At 34.9% G+C, this 20674-nt stretch carries 18 protein-coding genes and 1 tRNA gene; 17 read left to right on the top strand and 2 right to left on the bottom strand.

Annotation, left to right across the window (positions count from 1 at the left end):
- Positions 1 to 153 precede the first annotated feature (153 nt).
- From Q0F04_RS05875 to Q0F04_RS05890, 4 genes are all read left to right on the top strand, one after another.
- A complete protein-coding gene (locus tag Q0F04_RS05875; RefSeq protein WP_295751227.1) occupies positions 154 to 1413 on the top strand; it encodes a hypothetical protein in 1260 nt (419 codons plus the stop codon).
- A gap of 20 nt (positions 1414 to 1433) precedes the next feature.
- Complete coding sequence (ftsZ, locus tag Q0F04_RS05880; protein WP_295751230.1) at positions 1434 to 2543, top strand: cell division protein FtsZ; 1110 nt, start codon at positions 1434 to 1436, stop codon at positions 2541 to 2543.
- Positions 2544 to 2902: 359 nt separating this feature from the next.
- Complete coding sequence (locus tag Q0F04_RS05885) at positions 2903 to 3877, top strand: hypothetical protein (RefSeq protein WP_295751233.1); 975 nt, start codon at positions 2903 to 2905, stop codon at positions 3875 to 3877.
- 142 nt (positions 3878 to 4019) lie between these two features.
- A complete protein-coding gene (locus Q0F04_RS05890; protein WP_295751235.1) occupies positions 4020 to 4721 on the top strand; it encodes a hypothetical protein in 702 nt (233 codons plus the stop codon).
- Positions 4722 to 4754: 33 nt separating this feature from the next.
- On the opposite strand, the gene Q0F04_RS05895 is transcribed toward Q0F04_RS05890, so the two are convergent.
- Positions 4755 to 4830: transfer RNA gene (locus Q0F04_RS05895), tRNA-Gln, on the bottom strand.
- Positions 4831 to 5019: 189 nt separating this feature from the next.
- Between Q0F04_RS05895 and Q0F04_RS05900 the strand changes: the two genes are divergently transcribed.
- The 9 genes from Q0F04_RS05900 to Q0F04_RS05940 all read left to right on the top strand — a co-directional run bounded on the left by Q0F04_RS05900 (position 5020) and on the right by Q0F04_RS05940 (position 15586).
- Positions 5020 to 7260, top strand: coding sequence for a SpaA isopeptide-forming pilin-related protein (locus Q0F04_RS05900; protein WP_295751238.1), 2241 nt, complete (start codon positions 5020 to 5022; stop codon positions 7258 to 7260).
- Complete coding sequence (locus Q0F04_RS05905; RefSeq protein WP_295751241.1) at positions 7253 to 8818, top strand: SpaA isopeptide-forming pilin-related protein; 1566 nt, start codon at positions 7253 to 7255, stop codon at positions 8816 to 8818. Before Q0F04_RS05900 ends, Q0F04_RS05905 begins: the two co-directional genes overlap by 8 nt.
- Positions 8790 to 9539: a class C sortase gene (locus Q0F04_RS05910; RefSeq protein WP_295751244.1), complete on the top strand. Its 750-nt coding sequence runs from the start codon at positions 8790 to 8792 to the stop codon at positions 9537 to 9539. Before Q0F04_RS05905 ends, Q0F04_RS05910 begins: the two co-directional genes overlap by 29 nt.
- A complete protein-coding gene (locus tag Q0F04_RS05915; protein WP_295751246.1) occupies positions 9533 to 10390 on the top strand; it encodes a SpaA isopeptide-forming pilin-related protein in 858 nt (285 codons plus the stop codon). The genes Q0F04_RS05910 and Q0F04_RS05915 overlap by 7 nt, the downstream gene beginning before the upstream one ends.
- Before the next feature lie 41 nt (positions 10391 to 10431).
- A complete protein-coding gene (locus tag Q0F04_RS05920; protein WP_295564405.1) occupies positions 10432 to 10695 on the top strand; it encodes a GIY-YIG nuclease family protein in 264 nt (87 codons plus the stop codon).
- 41 nt (positions 10696 to 10736) lie between these two features.
- Positions 10737 to 12200 carry a glutamate--tRNA ligase gene (gene gltX, locus Q0F04_RS05925; RefSeq protein ID WP_295751248.1) on the top strand — a complete coding sequence of 488 codons (1464 nt, stop codon included), beginning with the start codon at positions 10737 to 10739 and terminating at the stop codon, positions 12198 to 12200.
- 385 nt (positions 12201 to 12585) lie between these two features.
- A complete protein-coding gene (locus tag Q0F04_RS05930) occupies positions 12586 to 13833 on the top strand; it encodes an ATP-binding protein (protein WP_295751250.1) in 1248 nt (415 codons plus the stop codon).
- 113 nt (positions 13834 to 13946) lie between these two features.
- The gene (locus Q0F04_RS05935) at positions 13947 to 14609 is read left to right on the top strand and encodes a hypothetical protein (protein WP_295751253.1); all 663 of its coding nucleotides are present in this window, start codon (positions 13947 to 13949) and stop codon (positions 14607 to 14609) included.
- On the top strand, positions 14606 to 15586 hold the full coding sequence (locus Q0F04_RS05940; protein ID WP_295751256.1) for a nucleotidyl transferase AbiEii/AbiGii toxin family protein: 981 nt from the start codon (positions 14606 to 14608) through the stop codon (positions 15584 to 15586). The genes Q0F04_RS05935 and Q0F04_RS05940 overlap by 4 nt, the downstream gene beginning before the upstream one ends.
- Before the next feature lie 139 nt (positions 15587 to 15725).
- Here the strand turns inward: Q0F04_RS05940 and Q0F04_RS05945 are convergent, their stop codons facing one another.
- Complete coding sequence (locus Q0F04_RS05945; RefSeq protein WP_295751259.1) at positions 15726 to 16559, bottom strand: HAD family hydrolase; 834 nt, start codon at positions 16557 to 16559, stop codon at positions 15726 to 15728.
- A 79-nt stretch (positions 16560 to 16638) separates the two neighbouring features.
- Here Q0F04_RS05945 and Q0F04_RS05950 point away from each other — a divergent pair, with 79 nt between their 5' ends.
- The 4 genes from Q0F04_RS05950 to galE are packed head-to-tail and all read left to right on the top strand — an operon-like array spanning position 16639 to position 20667.
- Positions 16639 to 17337 carry a hypothetical protein gene (locus tag Q0F04_RS05950; protein ID WP_295751262.1) on the top strand — a complete coding sequence of 233 codons (699 nt, stop codon included), beginning with the start codon at positions 16639 to 16641 and terminating at the stop codon, positions 17335 to 17337.
- Between the two features lie 20 nt (positions 17338 to 17357).
- A complete protein-coding gene (locus Q0F04_RS05955) occupies positions 17358 to 19136 on the top strand; it encodes an aminopeptidase P family protein (RefSeq protein ID WP_295751265.1) in 1779 nt (592 codons plus the stop codon).
- Positions 19136 to 19618 carry a CpXC domain-containing protein gene (locus Q0F04_RS05960; protein WP_295751268.1) on the top strand — a complete coding sequence of 161 codons (483 nt, stop codon included), beginning with the start codon at positions 19136 to 19138 and terminating at the stop codon, positions 19616 to 19618. Before Q0F04_RS05955 ends, Q0F04_RS05960 begins: the two co-directional genes overlap by 1 nt.
- Positions 19619 to 19665: 47 nt before the next feature.
- A complete protein-coding gene (galE, locus tag Q0F04_RS05965) occupies positions 19666 to 20667 on the top strand; it encodes a UDP-glucose 4-epimerase GalE (protein ID WP_295751271.1) in 1002 nt (333 codons plus the stop codon).
- Positions 20668 to 20674 lie beyond the last annotated feature (7 nt).

The following is a 20674-nucleotide window of genomic DNA, read 5'->3' on the forward strand; positions in this document are numbered from 1 at the left end:
GTGTAAGAAAAGATTTAGGGAAAAGGCATTTCAAAAATTGGAAGGGTAGGCTTATGCCGGCCCTTTTTTCAATGTTGAATTTAAAAAGAGAATCTTCTATTTTTATTTCAAATATGGTATTATTGTTTAGTAGTATGTAAAAGGAGACGTCGAATGAGTAAGAAAAGAGTTTATGCGGCTATCGAAATTGCTGATCAAGAGATTCGTCTTATCGTTTTAGAGATATTTGAAGCTCGTTACAACGTTTTAAGAACAGAAAGAGTTGTTTGTTCAGGTGTAGATAAAAATCAAAAGATTGTCGATGAAAGTGCTATTGTTACAGCCATTCGTCAAGCTATAACGAATGCACAGGCAGCTTTAGGATATCGAATTGAACGTGTCTTATTGGCTGTTCCTAGTGTAAATGTAATGCGTAGCTCACAAAAGGTGCGTGTTCAGATTGAAGATGGTACAAAAAATATTCGTTTGTTCCATATTCAGCAAGGATTTAAAAACGCCATTCAAAAACGATTGAATGAAGATGTAGAATTTGTCAATGCGAATAAGGTGACTTATGAAGTCAATGGACAAGTAAGTCAAAAGCTTCCATTAAATCAGGAATGTGAGGATTTCATCATGGATGTAGATCTATTATATGCTGATAAAGAAACGATTTATTCGTATGCTCGTTGTGTGGAACAGGCAAATCTTGAAATCTTGGATCTATGTTTAGATTCATTTGCGATTGGTCAAGAAACGGCTGCTTTAGCACAGAGTACAGAAAGAGTTACGATCCAAATCGATTTGGAACAGAATCACTCTACTTTAGCTTTATTTAGCACAGGTCGTTTAATGACTTGTACAACTTTGGATTATGGATACTTATGGTTCATTGAGGATATCCAAAGAAAATATAAGTTAAGTGATGATGTATGTTACAGATTGTTGCAGAATATTTTCTCGGGTCAGGAAGATGAAAACAGTGATGTGATCGTTTATATTGAACAAAGAGAAGATATGCGTGTTGAGATTACGGCAAATGAACTTGCGAAGGCTTGTTTACCTCGTATTCGTCAATGGATTGCAGCTGTAAATGATGCATGTTTACCAATTGTTCGCCAAGGAAAATCAAGATATGTGATCACAGGACAAGGAAGTAATATTCCTGTATTGAAGGATTTAGATAAATCATTCAATGCGAGTGCCATGATCTATCAAGAACAAGCCATTGGTGCAAGAGATGGTGCATTTGTGTGTGGCTTAGGTATGGCTTATGCTTGGCAAGACATCAACCGTATTCACCATGATGACAGAATTAGTGCAAACAATAATGAATTAGAAGCGAGCATTGATTCGATCAATCAAAAGGCGCATACTGGTGAAGGTGGATTTACTAAGAAATTAAAGAATGCTATTTTAGCAGATGAAGAATAAAAAAGAGAGGAAAATATTATATGACTGAATTTAATCAAGTAGCAAATATTAAAGTATTTGGTGTTGGTGGTGGTGGATCCAACGCTGTTAACCGTATGGTTGCTGATGGTGTTAAGGGTGTTGATTTCTATATCTGCAACACAGATGTACAAGTTATGAAAAACTCTCCTTGCGATAATAAAATCGTTTTAGGAAAAGAAACTACTAAAGGTTTAGGTGCTGGAGGAAATCCAGAATATGGACGTAAAGCTGCTGAAGAAAGTGAAGCAGAAATTCGCGAATCTGTAAAAGGAAGCGACATGGTATTTATCACTGCTGGTATGGGTGGTGGAACTGGTACTGGTGCTGCTCCATTAATCGCTAAGATTTCTAAAGAAGAAGGTGCTTTAACAGTTGCCGTTGTAACTCGTCCATTCACTTTTGAAGGTCGTCGTCGTGCAAACAATGCCAAAGATGGTATTGAAGAATTGAAAAAATATGTTGACTCATTGATCATCGTTTCAAATGACAACTTATTAGATGTGATTGGTCGTAAACCAATCGAAGAAGCATTCCAAGCTGCAGATAACGTATTACGTCAAGGTGTTCAAACAATCTCTGACTTGATCGCTGTTCCAGCATTGGTAAACTTAGACTTTGCGGACGTTCGTAGCGTTATGCAAAACCAAGGTCGTGCATTGATCGGTATTGGTATGGCAGAAGGAGAAGACAAAGCTATCTCTGCTGCTGAAAAAGCTATCCAATCACCATTATTGGAAGCACAAATCTCTGGTGCTAAATCAGCTATCGTAAACATCACTGGTGGTGACAAAGTTAGCTTATTTGATGCACAAAACGCTGTAGCTGTCATTCAAGATGCAGCTGGTGGAGATGTTGACTGCATTTTTGGTATCGCAATCAACGAACAATTAGGTGATGCGATCATCGTTACAGTAATCGCTACTGGATTTGAAGAACCAAAAGAAAAACAACGTAAAAGACGTAGTGAACCAGTAATTAAACAAGTTGCGAATGATACATTGTTCACAGAACCAAAAATCCAAGCTCCTGTTAACTCAGGTGTTGTAACTAGTGTTGAAAGTAACACAAGTGATGATGAACAAATTCCTAACTTCTTCTTCAATCGTTAATAAATAAAATTGAGAGCTATGCTCTCTTTTTTTATGCCTAATTAAGCCAAACAACTTAATTCGATGATAATTAAGTCATATAGCTTAATTGATGAAAAGAAAAAAATTAAATAAATTGTGTTTCAAGTTGTAATTAAATTGCAGCCACTTTTAAATCAATTTAACTATGGGAAACAGTTGATTTTTAGAGGTAAATAACGCATAATATATATGAAGATAGAGGAGTTAGCTGCTCTAATATCTAGCCGCTTGCTCAGTCCTTTTTGGATAAGCGGGATAAAAGTGAAGAGCTTCGCAAGTTATAGTGTGCGCTTGACCCCCTCGCCATAATTGGGGGTTTTTATTTATGGAGACACCTTATGAAAAATATTTACTCGCTTGAAGCTGGAGAAGTTATTTGGTTAAAAAAATCGACTGTTACTAAATACGGCTTTAATCCAGATTTTATTAAAGAAGGGAAAAGACCTTTCGTCTTTGGTGAAATAAAGGATTTTGGGGCAGTATGGGTAGTTCCATCTTATTCCAATTGTTCAGATTATTCTGAACATACACAGAAATATTATATGAAAGCATATACTCCAAATGGCGATCAAAAATATCTTAAATTTAGAGATATGATAGTTGTTAGAATTACAGATATTATCATAAAAAATACAGGCTCGAATGTAATTGCTTTGAACAATAGTGAAAAACTTGAGTTTTCTAAAAAGTTTAAAAAAGTAAAAAAAATAATTCAAAACAATAGACCATTCTTTGAGGCGAGATATCATGAGCCTTATAAATACGAATGCGATATAATTAAATTAGATTATTTAAGCAAACCATATTATTGGCTAGAACGTGATTTTAATATTGTAGATAAAAGCAGAAACTTCAATACAAATTATGAATATTCTAAATCGGATTTTGCCAAAATATTGTATTACAACTATCAAATTAATCTTAAATATTTTTTGATATCCAGAAATAAATACATTCCTATGAGAAAAGCGTTTTTAAAAAGCCAATTTAATAGGGAAAAAATCGTAACACGTTATATTTGTTATACTGAAAGTGGTTTCATTAAGAATATAAAACCATTAGAATTTTCAGAAAGTATAACGGAAGCTATTTTGGTTGAAGAAGAAATTTTATATTCGCTACCGATTTCATATGAATCAGAGCCGAGAATCACAACTGTTCCAATGTTAGATGAAATAGATAAAGAGCATGTAATAAAAGAATTTATGTATTTGGAACAAAATATAGTGAGCGAAAAAACTTATTATGAAATTTACAAAAGAACACCTAATAAGAGAGAAATAAATGATTATAAAAAAAATCATTCATTCTAAAATATCGCATTAGAGAGCTTAAATAAGTTCTCTTTTTTAATGTACAATAGACAAATAAATACATTATGTTTCAAATCGAAAATTATGTTTTATTGAGTAGTAAAGCACCTTCGGGTCCCTTATAATAGTATTGGTGATAGTTATGTTTAATTATGAAATTAAATCAAATTTTGAATATGATAAAGAAATTGTATCTTTATTAAATACATGTAGTGGTGTTTTAAAGATTGCTTCAGATGATTTGGATGAAGATTTAAAACGGATTTGGAGTCATATTACGACCTGTATTGAACCAAATCCAGAATCTGAAATAAAAATGGAAGTTCAATTTGAAGAAGGAAAAGCATTTATTGTGTTACATAGACTTGGTTTAACTTATAATCAATTGAAGATCTATTTAAGTGAAAGTCATTGTTCATTTAAAATGGATGATGTATTGAAAAAATTATTGGCAGATCAAAATGATTATTCTATTCTGTTTATCAAATTTGATCAAGTAACGGATTATGGTCATGTTTGTCTTTTGACTTCATTCATAAGAATTATAGATCGATTTATTGCGGAAAATATTTGTTTTTCAGATACCACTGTTCGACCAAGAATTGATCGTTATCTGTTTAATTTGGATTATGTAAGGCAAGCACTTTTAAATGCGTTTATCTATAATGATTGGACGGTAGGTACTCCAGTAATTCGAATGAATGACAATTGTATTGAAATCGAAGCAAATGGGTCCACTCGAAATGATGTATTGTTAGAATTGTTCTTAGAAACTAAAATTATTGATCATTATTTAGAAGTAAAAAGTGATTCTTTGAAGTATACCATTCCGTTTAAAATATAAAAAAAACAGAGAATTGCTTCTCTGTAATAGGCATGGCTGGGGTACTTGGATTCGAACCAAGGAAATGTCAGATTCAGAGTCTGATGCCTTACCGCTTGGCTATACCCCAATGTGCCTATTTATAATACACGATTTGTGATTTTTTGACAAGTGTTTTTTATGTAAAACGCTTGTTTTTTTGCGTTTTAGACAAGATAGGAAGTATCGTAAAGAAATGCTTGGAATTAATGTCTTTTTCACATTGGGTTGTCAAAATAGTAGGTGAGAAGAAAAGAATATATAAATGGGAGGTGAAGTAATGAAAAAAAAGATTTATATATGTATGAGTATTCTTATAGTATTCATTCTTTCTTTAAGTATTGTTCGTGCTGACACGATGGATACGTATGGAATGAGTTCAAAAGAAATGGAGATGATGGAGGAGTATAAAAAGGGAAACATCAATACGGATGAATTTATTGAATTACGAAAAGCTAAGGCTAGTGAGTATGGTTTATTAGACTATTGTGATTCAACCTATTTTTTAAGTGAAGACTTTTATGATAACTATTCCGATGCCTATTTGATCAAGAATGGTTTGATGATTCTAGACCGCTATAGTGCAGGATTTGAAACAACTGTAGATGTGATGGAATCTAGAGCGAGTAGTGTCGTGAGTATGACGCATCATCGTTATGAAGAAAAGCCTGGCTACTATATTGCGAATGGAATATGGAAATTGTCAAATTCACATGAAGCGTTTTGTGCGCAAGGATTGAATGCATCTCCTGCAGCTGGGGATGTGACTTCCGATCCTTACTTGGTTGAAAATGAGAACCTAAAGAAATGTTTGTACTATGGCTATAACGGTCCTGGAGACATATTAACATCTCGTTTTGGTGTCAGCGGAGCTATCGTACTTACAAGTGAGCTTGTATCGAATGCGTTTAGTTCGAATTGTATTAGTAAGGCAAGTAATGATGGATATCACTGGAATAAGGTTGTGGGTGGTTTATGGAATGAAATCATCTCAAAGCCAAGTGTTAAAAACTATTCGACTTATATGGTCGATGTGGCTGGGTCTGCCTATAACTGGCAAGGTGTATTAACACCAATTCAAAAGTTGGCATATGGTGTGTATGTACCTACTGGTTCAGTAAAGCTTTTAAAGATCAGTTCAAAGAATGAGATCAATCAATATAACTCATCCTATACATTTTCTGGTGCTCTTTATGGATTGTACAAAGATTCTGGATGTAAAGAAAAGATTGGTGAATTTAAGATTGATGAATCAGGAAAGTCCAATGTGATTGCCGATTTAGATCTTGGTACTTACTATGTCAATGAAATACTAGCACCACATGGCTATCAAAAAGATACGACGATCTATACGGTCAAGGTGGAAGATGAAGCGGTTGTAGAAATTGAAGTGCGAGATGTTCCACAAACCAATCTTGTGGATTTAGTTTTGGTGAAACAAGATGCAGAAACAGGCAATAAAGCACAGGGTATGGCTAGCTTAAAAGATGCGAAGTATGAATTTAAGTTTTATGGTGGTCTATATGATAAGGATCCAGGTGGTTTAGGTATTTCACCTTTACGCAGCTGGATATTAAAGACGGATAAGACGGGTAAGATTCTAATGGAAGATTCATATAAAGTAAGTGGTGATGCCTTCTATACGGATTTGAATGGAAAGATTTGTTTACCACTAGGTACGATTACAGTTCAGGAAATCGATCCTCCACAGGGGTATTTATTGGATAGCACAGTATATGTACAAAAACTAGATCGTACAAGTAGTACGTCGGAGCATATTAGTGCATTTAAGACGTTTAGTGTGAAAGATACAGTGAATCGTTTAAAGTTGATCAAAGTACAAGAGGGAACGCAGATTCCATTGCCGAATGTCATCTTTAAGCATACAATGCCAAACTTACCATTTCCTTTACAAGAAAAGACGAATGATAAGGGTGAAATTGAATTAATTGGTTTGACAAAAGGAAAACATACATTAACTGAGTTTAAGACTCTAGATGGGTATGCCCTGGATATTCAGCCGATTGAATTTGAAGTGTTGAGTAATGGACAAATCAGTGGGGTGGATCCAGTGATCACATTCTCAAATAAAGTGAATCCATTTTCTTTGAAGATCGTAAAGAAAAACAATATGGCTCAATTACTAGATGGTGCTGTATTTGGATTGTTTAAAGATAGTGAGTGTAAAGAAAAGATAGATGAGAAAACGACTGTAGATGGTGTTGTATCTTTTTCGGATTTAAAGAATGGTGAAACGTATTATTTAAAAGAAATCAAGGCGCCAAGTGGCTATCAAAAGATAGATCGTGTGTATTGTATTAAAACGGATTTTATTCCAGTTAATGGACAATATGATGTGTATGTTGATCAAGAAAAAGTAGATGGCTTATATGCGGATGGAAGTGTGAACTTGGAGTTTGTGAATGAAAGAATGACTAAGCTTCCACATACTGGTTCAAGTATGAGTTTGGTGTGTGTGGTTGTAGGTGCATATTTAATGTTGAGGAGAAATCATGAATAAAAGGAATTTAATTTATACAGGACTGTTGATGTTGGCGATGGTCACAAGTCCAGTGAGTGCGAAAGAAACAAGTGTTTCGGTTGTGAATGGTACGGCAAGTTTTAATGAGGGAAATGCCAGTATTTTAATTCAGGCTAACGCAAATCAGTCGATGCAGGGAAAGTCGTTTAAGGTATATAAATTGTTTGATGCGACCAATTCAAAGGACAATACTTCGATTCACTATACTTTAAATCGTGTTTATGCATCTAAAATCAAGGAGCTTGTATCTAGTAAATTATCTAAATCGGTATCCGATCAAGATGTCGTGGACTATATGATGTCTTTAGATAATGAAGGAAGTCAAAGTGAATATCGTACGTTTATTGAATCGATTCAACAGGCAATCTCTACATTGGATGCGAGTATTGTGAATGTAGAAAGTTGTGATGTGAATGGAAATATTACGTTGGAAAAGTTGGGGTATGGTTTCTATTTGATTGATGAAATTACCAATGTATCCAATGCACATGCGGCAAGTTCTATGACGATGGTGAATACCGCAAATCCTAAAACGACGATTCAAATTAAGTCGGATTATCCGAGTATTCTAAAGAAGATTTATGAAGATGACAACAATATTGGTTGGAATGATATTGCCGATTTTGAGATCATGCAGGACATTCCATATAAGTATGAATCTACAGTGCCAGATATGAGTGGATATGCTTCTTATTTCTTGGAGTTTGAGGATGAAATGGATCAAAGTCTATCTTTAAAAGAAGGCAGTATTCAAGTAAAGGTAAAGGATAATCTTATTCCTGCTGATAAGTATAGTATTTCAAAGTCTTCAACTGGATTTAAAGTCACATTCAATGATTTTAAAGGACTTGGTAATCCAGGCGATTCGATTCTTTTTACGTATGATGCGTATTTAAATGACTTGGCTGCCACAAAGATTTCAAGGAAGGGTTTTGAAAATAAAGTACGATTGAATTTCTCAAATGATCCGCAAACGAATTCGAAAGGGCAAACGCCTTGGGATAGTGTTGTGTGTTATACATATCAAATAAAGGGTTTAAAGACAAATGAGAAGGATGTCAAATTAGAGGGGGCAACATTCAAGTTGTATCGTGATTCGAATTTGACGGATTTAGTCAAGGTCAAGAAAAGTACAAATGGATATGTTGTTTCAAATAGTGTGGATGAAGAAATCGTATCGAATTCAAGTGGTGAGTTTGTGATTCAAGGTTTGAATCAGGGAACCTATTATTTAAAGGAAATCAAGGCACCAGATGGATATACATTATTAAAGGAAGCGATTGAAATTAAGCTTGTGCCTACATTTGTATCCAATCGTAATAACTATACCTCAAATGGTGAGGGTTTAGTTTCTTTGGCGGCTACTAGTTTTAATACGCATTTAAATGCGAGTACGAATGATTTAAGTGTAGCTTTAAAAGTCGTGAATCAAACAGGCTCTAAATTACCAGTTACAGGATCAATGGGAACGATTGCGTGTGTTATAACGGGTGCTGGTATTATGGTGTATGTATGTAAGAAGAAAAGGGAAGAATAGGATTCTATTCTTTCTTGGTTTCTTGATTTGTGTATTGCCACTCATCTTAAATTTCTTTTTTAATCAAAGTGTAGAGAATGTCATTTCAAGTTTTTATTTAGAAGAAGAAAAAGTAGATGAGGGTATATTAAAGTCAAGTTTTAATGATGGGTTGAACTACAACCAAAATTTGTATTTGGGTAAAGAAAAAGAAGCTTATGAAACGATGTTAAATACTTTATCATCAGGTGTGATCGCAACCATCCAGATTCCAGTGATTGATGTAGACTTACCAATTTATCGTGGAACGAGTGATGAAGTATTAAATCGTGGAATTGGTCATTTTGACTTTACAAGTCTTCCGGTTGGTGGAAAGAATTCGCATTGTATATTAACAGGTCATAGAGGTCTTCCAAGTGCCAAACTGTTTACGCGTTTGGATGAATTAAAAAAGAAGGATTTGATCTATATCCATGTGTGTAAAAAAGAATTGGTCTATGAGGTGATGGATTCTATTGTGGTAGAGCCAAAAGCCATCTTAGATATGGGTATTGAGAAGAACCGGGATCTATTGAGTTTAGTGACTTGTACGCCGTATGGAATCAATACGAAAAGGTTGGTTGTCAGGGCCAAACGAGTGTTTCCTAAAAAGAAAGAGAAAAAGGTACGTAAATCGTATTCTTTTAGGGAATTGTGTTTTATTTTAATTCCAATAATTTGTGTAATGGTGGTGAAATGGTGAAAAAAATTGGTTTGATCATATTAATGATGTTCGCATGTGTTATGCCGGTAAACGCAAACTCGATTCGCGTGGAGTTGCAGGATTCGGTAGATGAACTCTCAAAGGAGAATGTTGAGTTTGGTGTTGTGCAAGTCGCAAAGCTTGTGGATGGCTTTTTTGTATTGAATGAAGAATTTCAAGATTTAGATGTGGATTTCAATACGGAATTATTGGCTGAAGAAGTGGAAGAAATTTGCGCAAAGCTTAGTGAGTATGAGGTTACTGGTGAAAGATTAGTTACAGATGAAGAAGGTAAGGCTGTTCTTGAAGATGTAGAAGAAGGATTGTACTTTATTGATCCTGTCAATATCAACGAGTATGAAAGAATGAGTCCAATGTTAGTGAGTGTTCCAGAGTGGGATGGGGATACATTAAATTATGATGTTGTGATGTATCCTAAGCATCGTCCATTTGAGAAGTTGATCATTAAAAAGATTGATAGGGATTCAAAGGAAGAGATCTTGGATTCTATTGAATTTACAAGTTTTAAGGATAGGGATTGTACAGAATCTTTGAAGACATTTAAAGGCAATGGTACACTATCGATTTTAATGCGTGATGATGCGATGTATATCAAGGAGACAAAGGCGCCTAGTGGGTATGAAAAATCGGATGAAGTCTTATTTGTGGAGGTCAAAGAGGATGAAATTTTTATTGATGGTAAAAAGGTAGAGAATAATGAATTCTTGTTTGAGAATAAGAAGATGCATGTTCCTACTGGTATTGAATATCATGGAAATATTTATGTGACTTTAGGTTTAATTGCGCTTGTCGTTATTTTACATTTGATCAATAAGAAGTTGAGAAAGTAGTTTTTTAACTGCTTTCTTTTTTCTTGTGGTATGATGTGCATATGGAAAAAGGTCAATATGTATATATTTTAGAGTGTAGTGATTCTACATATTATACGGGATATACGACGGATGTAGATAGAAGATTAGAAACGCACAACTTGGGTAAGGGGGCAAAATATACGCGGTGTAGAAGGCCTTGCAGGCTTGTGTATTATAGGGCTTGTGAGTCGAAGTCTGAGGCTTTAAAGTTGGAATATAAAATTAAACAAATGTCGCGAAAAGAAAAGGTCGAGTTGATTGAAGGAATCTTGAAAGAAATGTAGTTTCGTATTATTATATTAAGAGCGAAAGGATGATTATAACTATGAATAAAACTAGAACTCGTTTTGCGCCGAGTCCAACTGGCTATATGCACATTGGAAATTTGCGTACAGCTTTATTTGAATTTTTAATTGCGAAACACGAAGGTGGCGACTTCTTATTACGTATTGAGGATACTGACCAGGAGCGTAAGGTAGAGGGTGCTGTAGATGTTATTTATAAAACTTTAAAAGAGTGTGGTTTGAACTGGGATGAAGGACCAGATATTGGTGGAGACTTTGGTCCATATGTTCAAAGTGAACGTTTACCTATGTACAAAGGGTATGCCGAAGATTTAATTAAATTAGGTGGAGCTCACTATTGTTTCTGTAGTGAAGAGGAAATTGAGGCTCAAAGAAAAGAAGCTGAAAGCTTAGGTATTTCTTTTAAGTTCAATGATCCTTGTAAGCACTTGAGTGCTGAAGAAGTACAGGCTAAATTGGATGCGGGTGAATCTTATGTTATTCGTCAAACAATCAAAGATGTTGGTGAAACATATTTTGATGATGAAGTATATGGTCGTATTGAAGTAGATGGTGATGTATTGGATGAACAAATCTTGATTAAATCGGATGGATATCCAACATACAACTTTGCGAACATCATTGATGATCACCAAATGCAGATTTCTCACGTAGTTCGTGGAAATGAATATTTATCAAGTACACCTAAGTACAACTTGATTTATGATGCGTATGGATGGCAAAGACCTACATATGTACACGTACCTCCTGTAATGAAGGATGAACACCACAAATTATCAAAACGTAATGGAGATGCTTCTTTCCAAGATCTTGTTGCGAAGGGATATTTGCCAGATGCGATCATGAACTATATCGCACTTCTTGGATGGGCTCCTGAAACTGAACAGGAAATCTATACTTTGGATGAGTTGATCAAAGTATTTAATATTCACCGTATTTCTAAATCACCAGCCATTTTCGATATTGATAAATTGACTTGGATGAACGGTGTATATTTAAGAAATATGGATGAAGAAACATATTATGAAACAGTTCGTCCATACTTAGAAAAAGCGGTTCATGGACCATATAACTTAAAAGAGATTGCCAAGATCATACAACCTCGTATTGATATCTTGAATCAAATCGAGGAAAGTGTTGACTTCTTTGATACATTAGTAGATTACGATTTAGAGATGTATCGTCATAAGAAAATGAAGACAACGCCTGAAGTTGCATTAAAAGCTTTAAAAGCCAGCAAAGCTACATTAGAAGCCTTTGATCAATGGGACAGCATGGATGCATTGCACGAATGTTTATTAGCTCTTCCTAAAGAGTTAGAAATGAAGAATGGACAGGTATTATGGCCAATCCGTACAGCTGTTTCTGGTAAACAATTCACTCCAGGTGGAGCCATCGAGATTGCGTTTATCTTAGGAAAAGATGAAACATTACGTCGTATCCAAGTGGGTATTGATCGTTTAAGTGAAATCGTAGAAGAGTAATACATACAAACGCTTAGAGAAATCTAGGCGTTTTTTTGTGTTGTAACGGCAAAAAAAAGTAGAAAAGATTCTAAAATTATGAATATTGCCGATAAAATTGATTCTAGAATGAAAAAATGCAAAAACTTACAAAAATCTATTCTAAAGCACTCGTGATACTGTATAGTATTTGAAATCTAATATTAAGGAAATGATGAAATAGTGCATCAAATTCAAATGCGTATTGATTGTTTAAGTGAAAATGTAGAAGAGTAATGATTTAATGAGTATAATGCATAAAAAAAAGATATTTTAAATATCAAAAACGAGAAAATATCACAAATATAATTGTTTAAAATAGATTTACATGCTATTATGTGCTTAGAAATGATATGAGGTAAGATATATGCTACTGGAATTTAGGTGTAAAAATCATAAATCAATTAAGGATGAAGTGTTATTTTCTTTGTTAGCGAGTAAAGATACTTTTAATAGTGAATATTTGTATGATTATAAAGATTTAAAGATATTAAAATCTTCAGTTGTTTATGGTGCTAATGGTTCAGGTAAGAGTAATTTTATTGATGCTATATATTTTATGAAGTTACTGGTTTCGAATAGTATAAATTTACAACCTGGTATGGGCATGCCATATACGCCACATAAATTGAATGGTATAGGAAGTGAAAGCTTTTATTCGGTTCAATTTGTAAAAAATGGAGTTCGCTTTGTGTATGGGTTTTCTATCGAACAAATGTTGGTAAAAGAAGAATATTTATATTATTTCCCAAATGGTAGACAGGCAAAAATATTTGATCGAACGGGTATGACATATGAAGAGGGTAGTAAATTTAAGGGTAGATTTAATAGTTGTAAAGATGTGTTAAAGCCAAATAGGCTAATGATTTCTTGTGCTGCTAATTTTACAAATATTACAGAAATTGAAGATGCATTTCGATTTTTTAGTGAAGATTTAGTGATTTATACAAATGCAAATCAAGAAAATTGGATGCAGTATTCTTTGTATCAATTTAATTCAAATCCTGAAATAAAAAATTTAGCCTTATCTTTTATGCGTGATATCGGTGTAGATATTCAAGATATTAAAATAAATATTGAGGAAAGTGCGTTTCCTCAGTCTGAATTGCCAGAATTTCTTTCAGACGAATATAAAAATAAATTGAGGATGACTCCGTTACAAAAAATCACGGCTTCTGTTGTTTATCCTGGTTTTGAAACAGATTTATTTACTGAAGAATCAACGGGTATTCAAAAGTTATTTGCGTTTTTGTGTCCTTTTTTAGATATTATTTCAAAAGGAAAAATATTGATTTGTGATGAATTAGAAACAAGTTTACATGAGTCTTTATTATATACTTTGTTAAAAACATTCTTATCTTTAGAAGGAAAGGAAGAACCTCAAATTATATTTACTACGCATGATACAAGCTTATTATCCTTGGACTTATTTAGACGAGATCAAATTTGGTTTACTGAATTAAATAGTTTAAATCGTTCTACAGAATTATATTCTTTGGCAGAGATTAAAAGCGTTCGTAAAGATGAAAACTATGGAAAGGGATACATATCTGGTCGTTACGGTGCAATACCGATGTTAAATGAAAATTTAGCTGAATTGTTGAAAAATATATGATTATATAAGCATTTTTGGTTACACTAGATGAAATTCTTTCGAAATATGATATAATATAATCGGATATAAAATGTATAAAGCGTATTAAATATATCGTAGAGGAGGCTAGCTATATGAAAAAAACCTATACGACATTTGTATGTGAGCAGATGAAAAAAGTTACGACAGGTACTCCAATTTATACAGGACGGATTTCTAAGAGCATGGCAATAGCTTATGATCTAAATGAAAAAGATGCTGCAGCGGCGGTAGCGGTAGCGGTAAAGCGTATCATGGATGGCGGTATGATGCCAGAGCTTCGCTGCTATCAAAAAGGGGTTTATTATCGTACATCAATTACACCTTTTGGTGAAACCGGAATCAATAAAGAACAATTGATTGCGGATAAATACTTGCTCCCGGATATTGGTTATGAAACCGGGTTAACAATCCTACACTATATGGGACTTACTTCCCAAATGCCTCGCGAGCGAGTACTTGTCACAAATGTAGCAAAAGAATGCATGAGGACGGATAAAAAGTTGGGTGTTGTAATCCGACCTCCAAAGACACCGGTAACTGCCGAAAATAAGGATTACCTGCAATTGCTAGATACCCTGGAATTACTGAAAAAGGCACCAGTGGACGTTGAACATCCTTACGAGATTATTGCAGAACACATTCAGAGAAAAGGGTTACAATATAAAACCTTGCTGGCTATAGCCGACCAATATTATAATCGCAATACGATATTGAACCTGGCACATACAGCAAGTATGAAAGGAAATGCACTATGAAATTGCATAAGGATAAAGAGGCTTTTCGTCTCTTACTGGAAATGATACATGAGCAGACAGGATACCGTACGGACGTGCTGGAGAAGGATTATTATGTCCTGCTGATCTTGCATGAGTTGGCATGCCTACAGGAGGAAGGACTTCCTGCTTTTTTCAAAGGAGGAACGGCTCTTTATAAAGCTTTAAAAACAACAAATCGTTTTTCGGAAGATATAGACCTTTCAGTTGATACTAGGGGATGCAGTAGGACGCAAAATGATAAGCGGCTTGAACGAGCTGCTAAAAAGTATATTTCACTTCCTAGAGATGCATCACAGGGCAGAACGAACCGTTCGGAAGTGATTGCTGTTTATACTTATGACCCAGTCACGACTTTTGATGAAAACGACGCACTACAGCGATTCGGCAAGCTGAAGGTGGAGGCAACTTCCTTTACAATCAGTGAACCTGTGGATAGCCTCGAAGTGTCGGCTATGGTCTATAATTTGGCAAATGAGGAACAGAAACAGATTCTAGAAACAGTGTATGACATGAAGCCATTCCATATCCAGACGATTACCCTGGAAAGAATATTTGTTGATAAACTATTTGCTGCGGAGGCTTATGTGCGACAGGCTTCTATCAATCACCGTGCATTTGAAGCTGCAAAGCATATCTACGATTTGGCGGTAATCGCTGACCATCCAAAGATAAAGAAGTTGTTTTCGGATACGGATAAATTGAACCATCTTCTGAAAATACGTATGGAGGAAGAACAGGGACGGCTTGATGGAATACCGGGAGTTACTCCAGTAGAGTTCATATTCTTTACGCAGACTAAAGAAAATGAAGCTGTCCGTAAAGCCTATGAGACCATGCAGAATCAGTATGTCCTTCGTGAACAGGATAGAATTTCATTTAAAACGGCGGCAAAAGCATTGATAAAGATTCAGGCGTGTTTGTTAGAAAATCCGGCGTGGACGGATAGCAACTTATAAATTGAATAAAAGACAGAACAAGATGTTGAATGTCATATTCAATACTATATACTGATTTAATGAAAAATATTTAGACTTGTTTACAACCGAAATTTCATAGGATTCAAGTAAAAGAAAAAGCCCTTGAATGGGCTTAAAATTAAATCAGATTCAATTCTTTAAAGGCATGATATATACCATCATCATCTAATGATGTTGTAATCCTATCAGCTTTATCTTTGATTTCTTGTGGAGCATTACCCATGGCGATACTTAGATGTGCTTTTTCAAACATAGGTAGATCATTAAAGCCGTCTCCAATCGCAATCGTATCTTTAATGTCGGCATTAAAGTATTTGACTATGGCATCCATGCCAATGGCTTTATTGATGTGGTAGGAAGTGATTTCTCCACTCTCTTTTCCAAGTGGCGCAAAGGTTGCCGGAATCACATCGTATTTATCGGATAGATCTTGTTGGATCTTTTTATATGGTGTTTTACCATTATCAATCACAGAGACTTTGTTGAAGACAAGGTCTTTTATATTGTCTACAACTGTGACTTGGTTCGTTAGAATCGTAAGGCCATGTTTGGCTTTTTCTTCCTCACTTTTGCCGGCACATTGTTTTTCGACCATTTTTAACATCGTATCTTTTGTATATTGCGTGGCATAGATGCCTGTGCTGCTTTCAAAGTTAGCTGGGATGTGATTTGTAAGAAGGTAGTTTGATAAATATTGGCTTTCTTCTTTGGACATGGCATTTTCTTCTACGACTTTGTGTTCACACTCAATGGTTGCCCCACTACCTGCAATAATGGCATCGTAGTCAATTTCTAACATAGGGCCAAAGATTTCAATGCGTTGTCTTCCTGTACATAGAATGACTTTGTGTCCGTTTTTCTGGGCTTGAATACAAGCTTTGATGGCACTATCTGGAATATAGCCTTCGTGATGGAAGAGTGTACCATCGGCGTCTAAAAAAATTAGTTTCATTCTGCACCTCTTTCTGATTGGACGAAATGATATTTTTATTCTACAATAGAAAGGTAAATATTTAAAGGGGAGGGATAAAATGGGCGATTATATTGTGATAGGTATTGTGCTTGTTTTTGTGGTATTGATGTCAATACTTCCAAAACCAATCTATAATGCGATTACGCGTGCTTTTTCTATGCATAAAAATGGTATTCGTAGAATTCAGAGGTATCACACGACAACCGATTCCATTGGAAATCTAATGTTAGGCATATCGGTATTCTTCTGTATTTTCTATTGTTTCATTCCGTTTTATTCATTTTTATATGGCATCTTTTTTATTGTGAGCTACTTATGTCTTTTGGCACAGGCCAATCGTGTTACCACAAAGAAGCCTAAACAAATCGCAAAAACCGTTATCTTTTTGACGAATGTATTTGCGGGTATCAGCTTTCTAGGTGCACTTGGCTATTTCAATGGACATGCATCGGTGGCTGTGATCAATCAATTCATGATTGATTTTCATGCGCATAAGGTATTCAACATCTTATACCTTCTACAAAATCGTACTTGGATGTATTGGTTGTTTCAAGGTGCATTGTTTATGTTTCCACTCTTTATTATGTGGTCACACTTTAAATATATGCGATTGGAAAATAGTGTCAAAGCGGTATATTTTGTGACATATATTATTAAGATGTTATTTTTGATTATGATTGTGTTATGTTTTTCTTGTGAGGCATTTGATTTCTTGGATATGGTATACCAGGTGGATGCACTTAAGAAATTGGCATAGAGGAAAGAAGGATTTAAAAAATGATTACTCAAAGAATTTCAAAATTGCGTGAGAAAATGGTAGAGAATGATGTACAGGCATATATTGTTCCGACTTCAGACTTTCATGAAACCGAATATGTTTGCGAATATTTCGCATGTCGTAAATATATGTCTGGATTCACTGGTAGTGCAGGAGTTTTAGTTGTATTACTTGATAAGGCTGCACTATGGACAGATGGTCGTTATTTTATTCAGGCGGCAAGTCAACTAGAAGGTACAGGCATTGATTTAATGAGAATGTCTCAGCCTGGCGTTCCTGAAATCGATGCGTATATTGTTGAAAATCTAAAGGAAAACGATACAGTTGGATTTGATGGTCGTGTCATGAACACAAAGGATGCCTTGGCATATAAATCTGTATTTGATTTGGCACACTTACATATGAATGTAAATCTAGATTTAGTAAATGATGTATGGACAGATCGTCCTGAGCTTCCTAGTACACCAACTTTCCATTATTCGGAAAAGTTTGCGGGTGAATCAATGGAAAGTAAGCTTTCTCGTTTGCGTGCTTTCTTACGTGAAAATAAAGTGGATTCCATTGTACTCACAAGTGTGGATCAGATTGCGTGGCTTTATAATTTAAGAGCACATGACATTCCTAACTTTCCAGTCGCTTTGGCATACTCTATCGTATCTTTAGATTCGGCATCTATTTATATGGATGCATCTCGTTTGGATGAATTGAGTGAAGAAGAATTTAGAAAGAATAATGTCACAGTTTGTGGCTATAACGATATTTATTCAGCTACAAAAACATTGAGTGGTTCTGTACTTGTGGATCCATCAAGTGTAAACTATGCGATTGTTTCTAATTTAAGTGCGAAAGCTGTATTTAAGGAGAGTCCAATCATCTTATGGAAGGCTTTAAAGAATGAAACTGAATTAAAGTGTACAAAGTGGGCGCATATTAAAGATGGTGTTGCCGTCACAAAATTCATGTATTGGTTAAAGAAGAATGCGGGTAAGATAGAGATGAGCGAAATGAGTGTTCAGTCTAAATTACAAGTTCTTCGTAGTGAACAAGAAAATTATTTAGAGGATAGTTTTGATACGATTTGTGCCTATAAAGAACATGCGGCTATGATGCACTATTCTTCAAAGCCAGAAACGAATGTAAATATCACAAATTCTGGTATGCTTCTAATTGATAGTGGTGGACAATATTTAGAGGGTACGACAGATATTACGCGTACATTTGTGTTGGGTGATATTAGTGAAGAAGAAAGATATTGGTTTACTAAGGCATTAAGAGGACACATTCGTTTATCGGATGCCCACTTCTTATTTGGATGTTCAGGAATCAACTTAGATATTCTAGCTCGTGGACCACTATGGGATCAGGATATGGATTATCAATGTGGTACAGGACATGGTGTCGGTCACTTATTGAATGTACATGAATCTCCAAATGGCTTTAGATGGAAAGTTTTACCACATCGTAATGAAATGTGTGTGTTAGATGAGGGTATGATCACTTCTAATGAGCCGGGTGTATATTGTGAAGGTAAGTTTGGTATTCGTCATGAAAATGAAATGGTTGTCGTAAAAGGAAATGTGAATAACTATGGTCAGTTCATGCATTTTGAACCATTGACGTTTGTACCTTTTGACTTGGATGGCTTGGACGTTTCTTTATTGACAAATGAAGAAAAGACTTGGTTAAACAACTATCATAAAGAGGTATTGGAAAAGATCAGTCCTTATTTAACGAGTGATGAAGCTGAGTGGTTAAAATCGGCTTGTCGATCTATTTAATGAAAGAAAGAATGATACCAATCACATGTCCACATTGTGGGCATGTTTTTGAGATAAAAAGAGATACGGTTGTGATTGCACAAATGGATAGTGTCGCTAGAAGACGCTTGAATGATGGTTCGTATTTTATGCATCAATGCCAAAAGTGTAAGTCCATGTTTTATTTGTACTATCCATTTCTATACAGAGATCCTAAAAAGAAGTTTAATCTTGTCTTGACCGAACAAAAGCGTATAGATAATTTGAGTGAAGATGAGAGGGTTGTACTTTGCCATAGTGTTTCACAGTTTCTTTTGGCTTTTAAGATTTATGATCAGTGTTTAGATCCTAAACTTGTATTGGTGAAGAAGAAGCAGTTGGAAAAAAGATTGGGTCATAGTATTAAGTTTGATTATTATGATAAGAAGAATCATTGTCTATGGTTTGAGGATATAGCCGTATCTTTAACAGAAGAGGAATGTAAAGAGATTCTTATTTTGTAGTATTGTCAAAATAGGTTATAATAATTTACAGAAATGAGGTTTTACGTATGAATATTTTAATTGCCGGTGGAACAGGTTATATTGGTAGTCATATTTGTGTTGAATTATTAGAAAGTGGTCATGACGTTGTTGTGATTGATGATTTCTCTAATTCAAAACCAGATGTGTTGGAATCAATTTATAAAATTACAGGTAAACGTGTTAAGTTTTATGAATTTAATGTGTTAGATGAAGAAAAAACAGAGCGAGTGTTCAAGGAAAATAAATTGGATGCCGTGATTCATTGTTGTGCATTTAAAGCGGTTGGTGAAAGTGTTCAAAAGCCAATTGAGTATTATACAAATAACTTGATGACAACTTTAGTGGTTGCCAAGATGATGAAAAAATATCATGTGCCAAGTATTGTATTTAGTTCAAGTGCAACAGTATATGGAGATCCTGAAGTGGTTCCTTTAACTGAGGATTGTAAGCTTGGTGAAACAACCAATCCATATGGAGCTACAAAGGCGATGATGGAAAGAATCTTAACGGATGTGCAGTTTGCCAATCCAGAAATGAGTGTAACTTTACTTCGTTATTTCAATCCAATTGGAGCGCATGAGTCTGGCTTGATTGGTGAAAATCCAAAGGGTATCCCAAATAACTTGATGCCATATATTATGAAAGTGGCTACTGGAGAACTTCCTGAACTAGGTGTATTTGGGGATGATTATGATACGCCAGATGGAACGGGTGTTCGAGACTATATTCATGTAGTGGATTTAGCGAAGGGTCATGTTTTGGCAATTGAAAAATACAATACACCAGGTGTTCATATTTGTAACTTAGGAACAGGAAAAGGCTATAGTGTATTAGATATTGTACATGCCTTTGAAAGAGTGAATGGAATTAAGATTCCATATGTCATCAAACCAAGACGTCCAGGTGATATTGCGACTTGTTATGCAGATCCTACTCGTGCTAAAGAACAGCTTGGTTGGGTAGCTGAAAAGAATCTAGATGATATGTGTAGAGATACATGGAATTTTGCGAAAAAACAATTATTATAGTGAGGTA

It is taken from the genome of uncultured Holdemanella sp. (assembly GCF_934772795.1).
Lineage (GTDB): Bacteria > Bacillota_I > Bacilli_A > Erysipelotrichales > Erysipelotrichaceae > Holdemanella.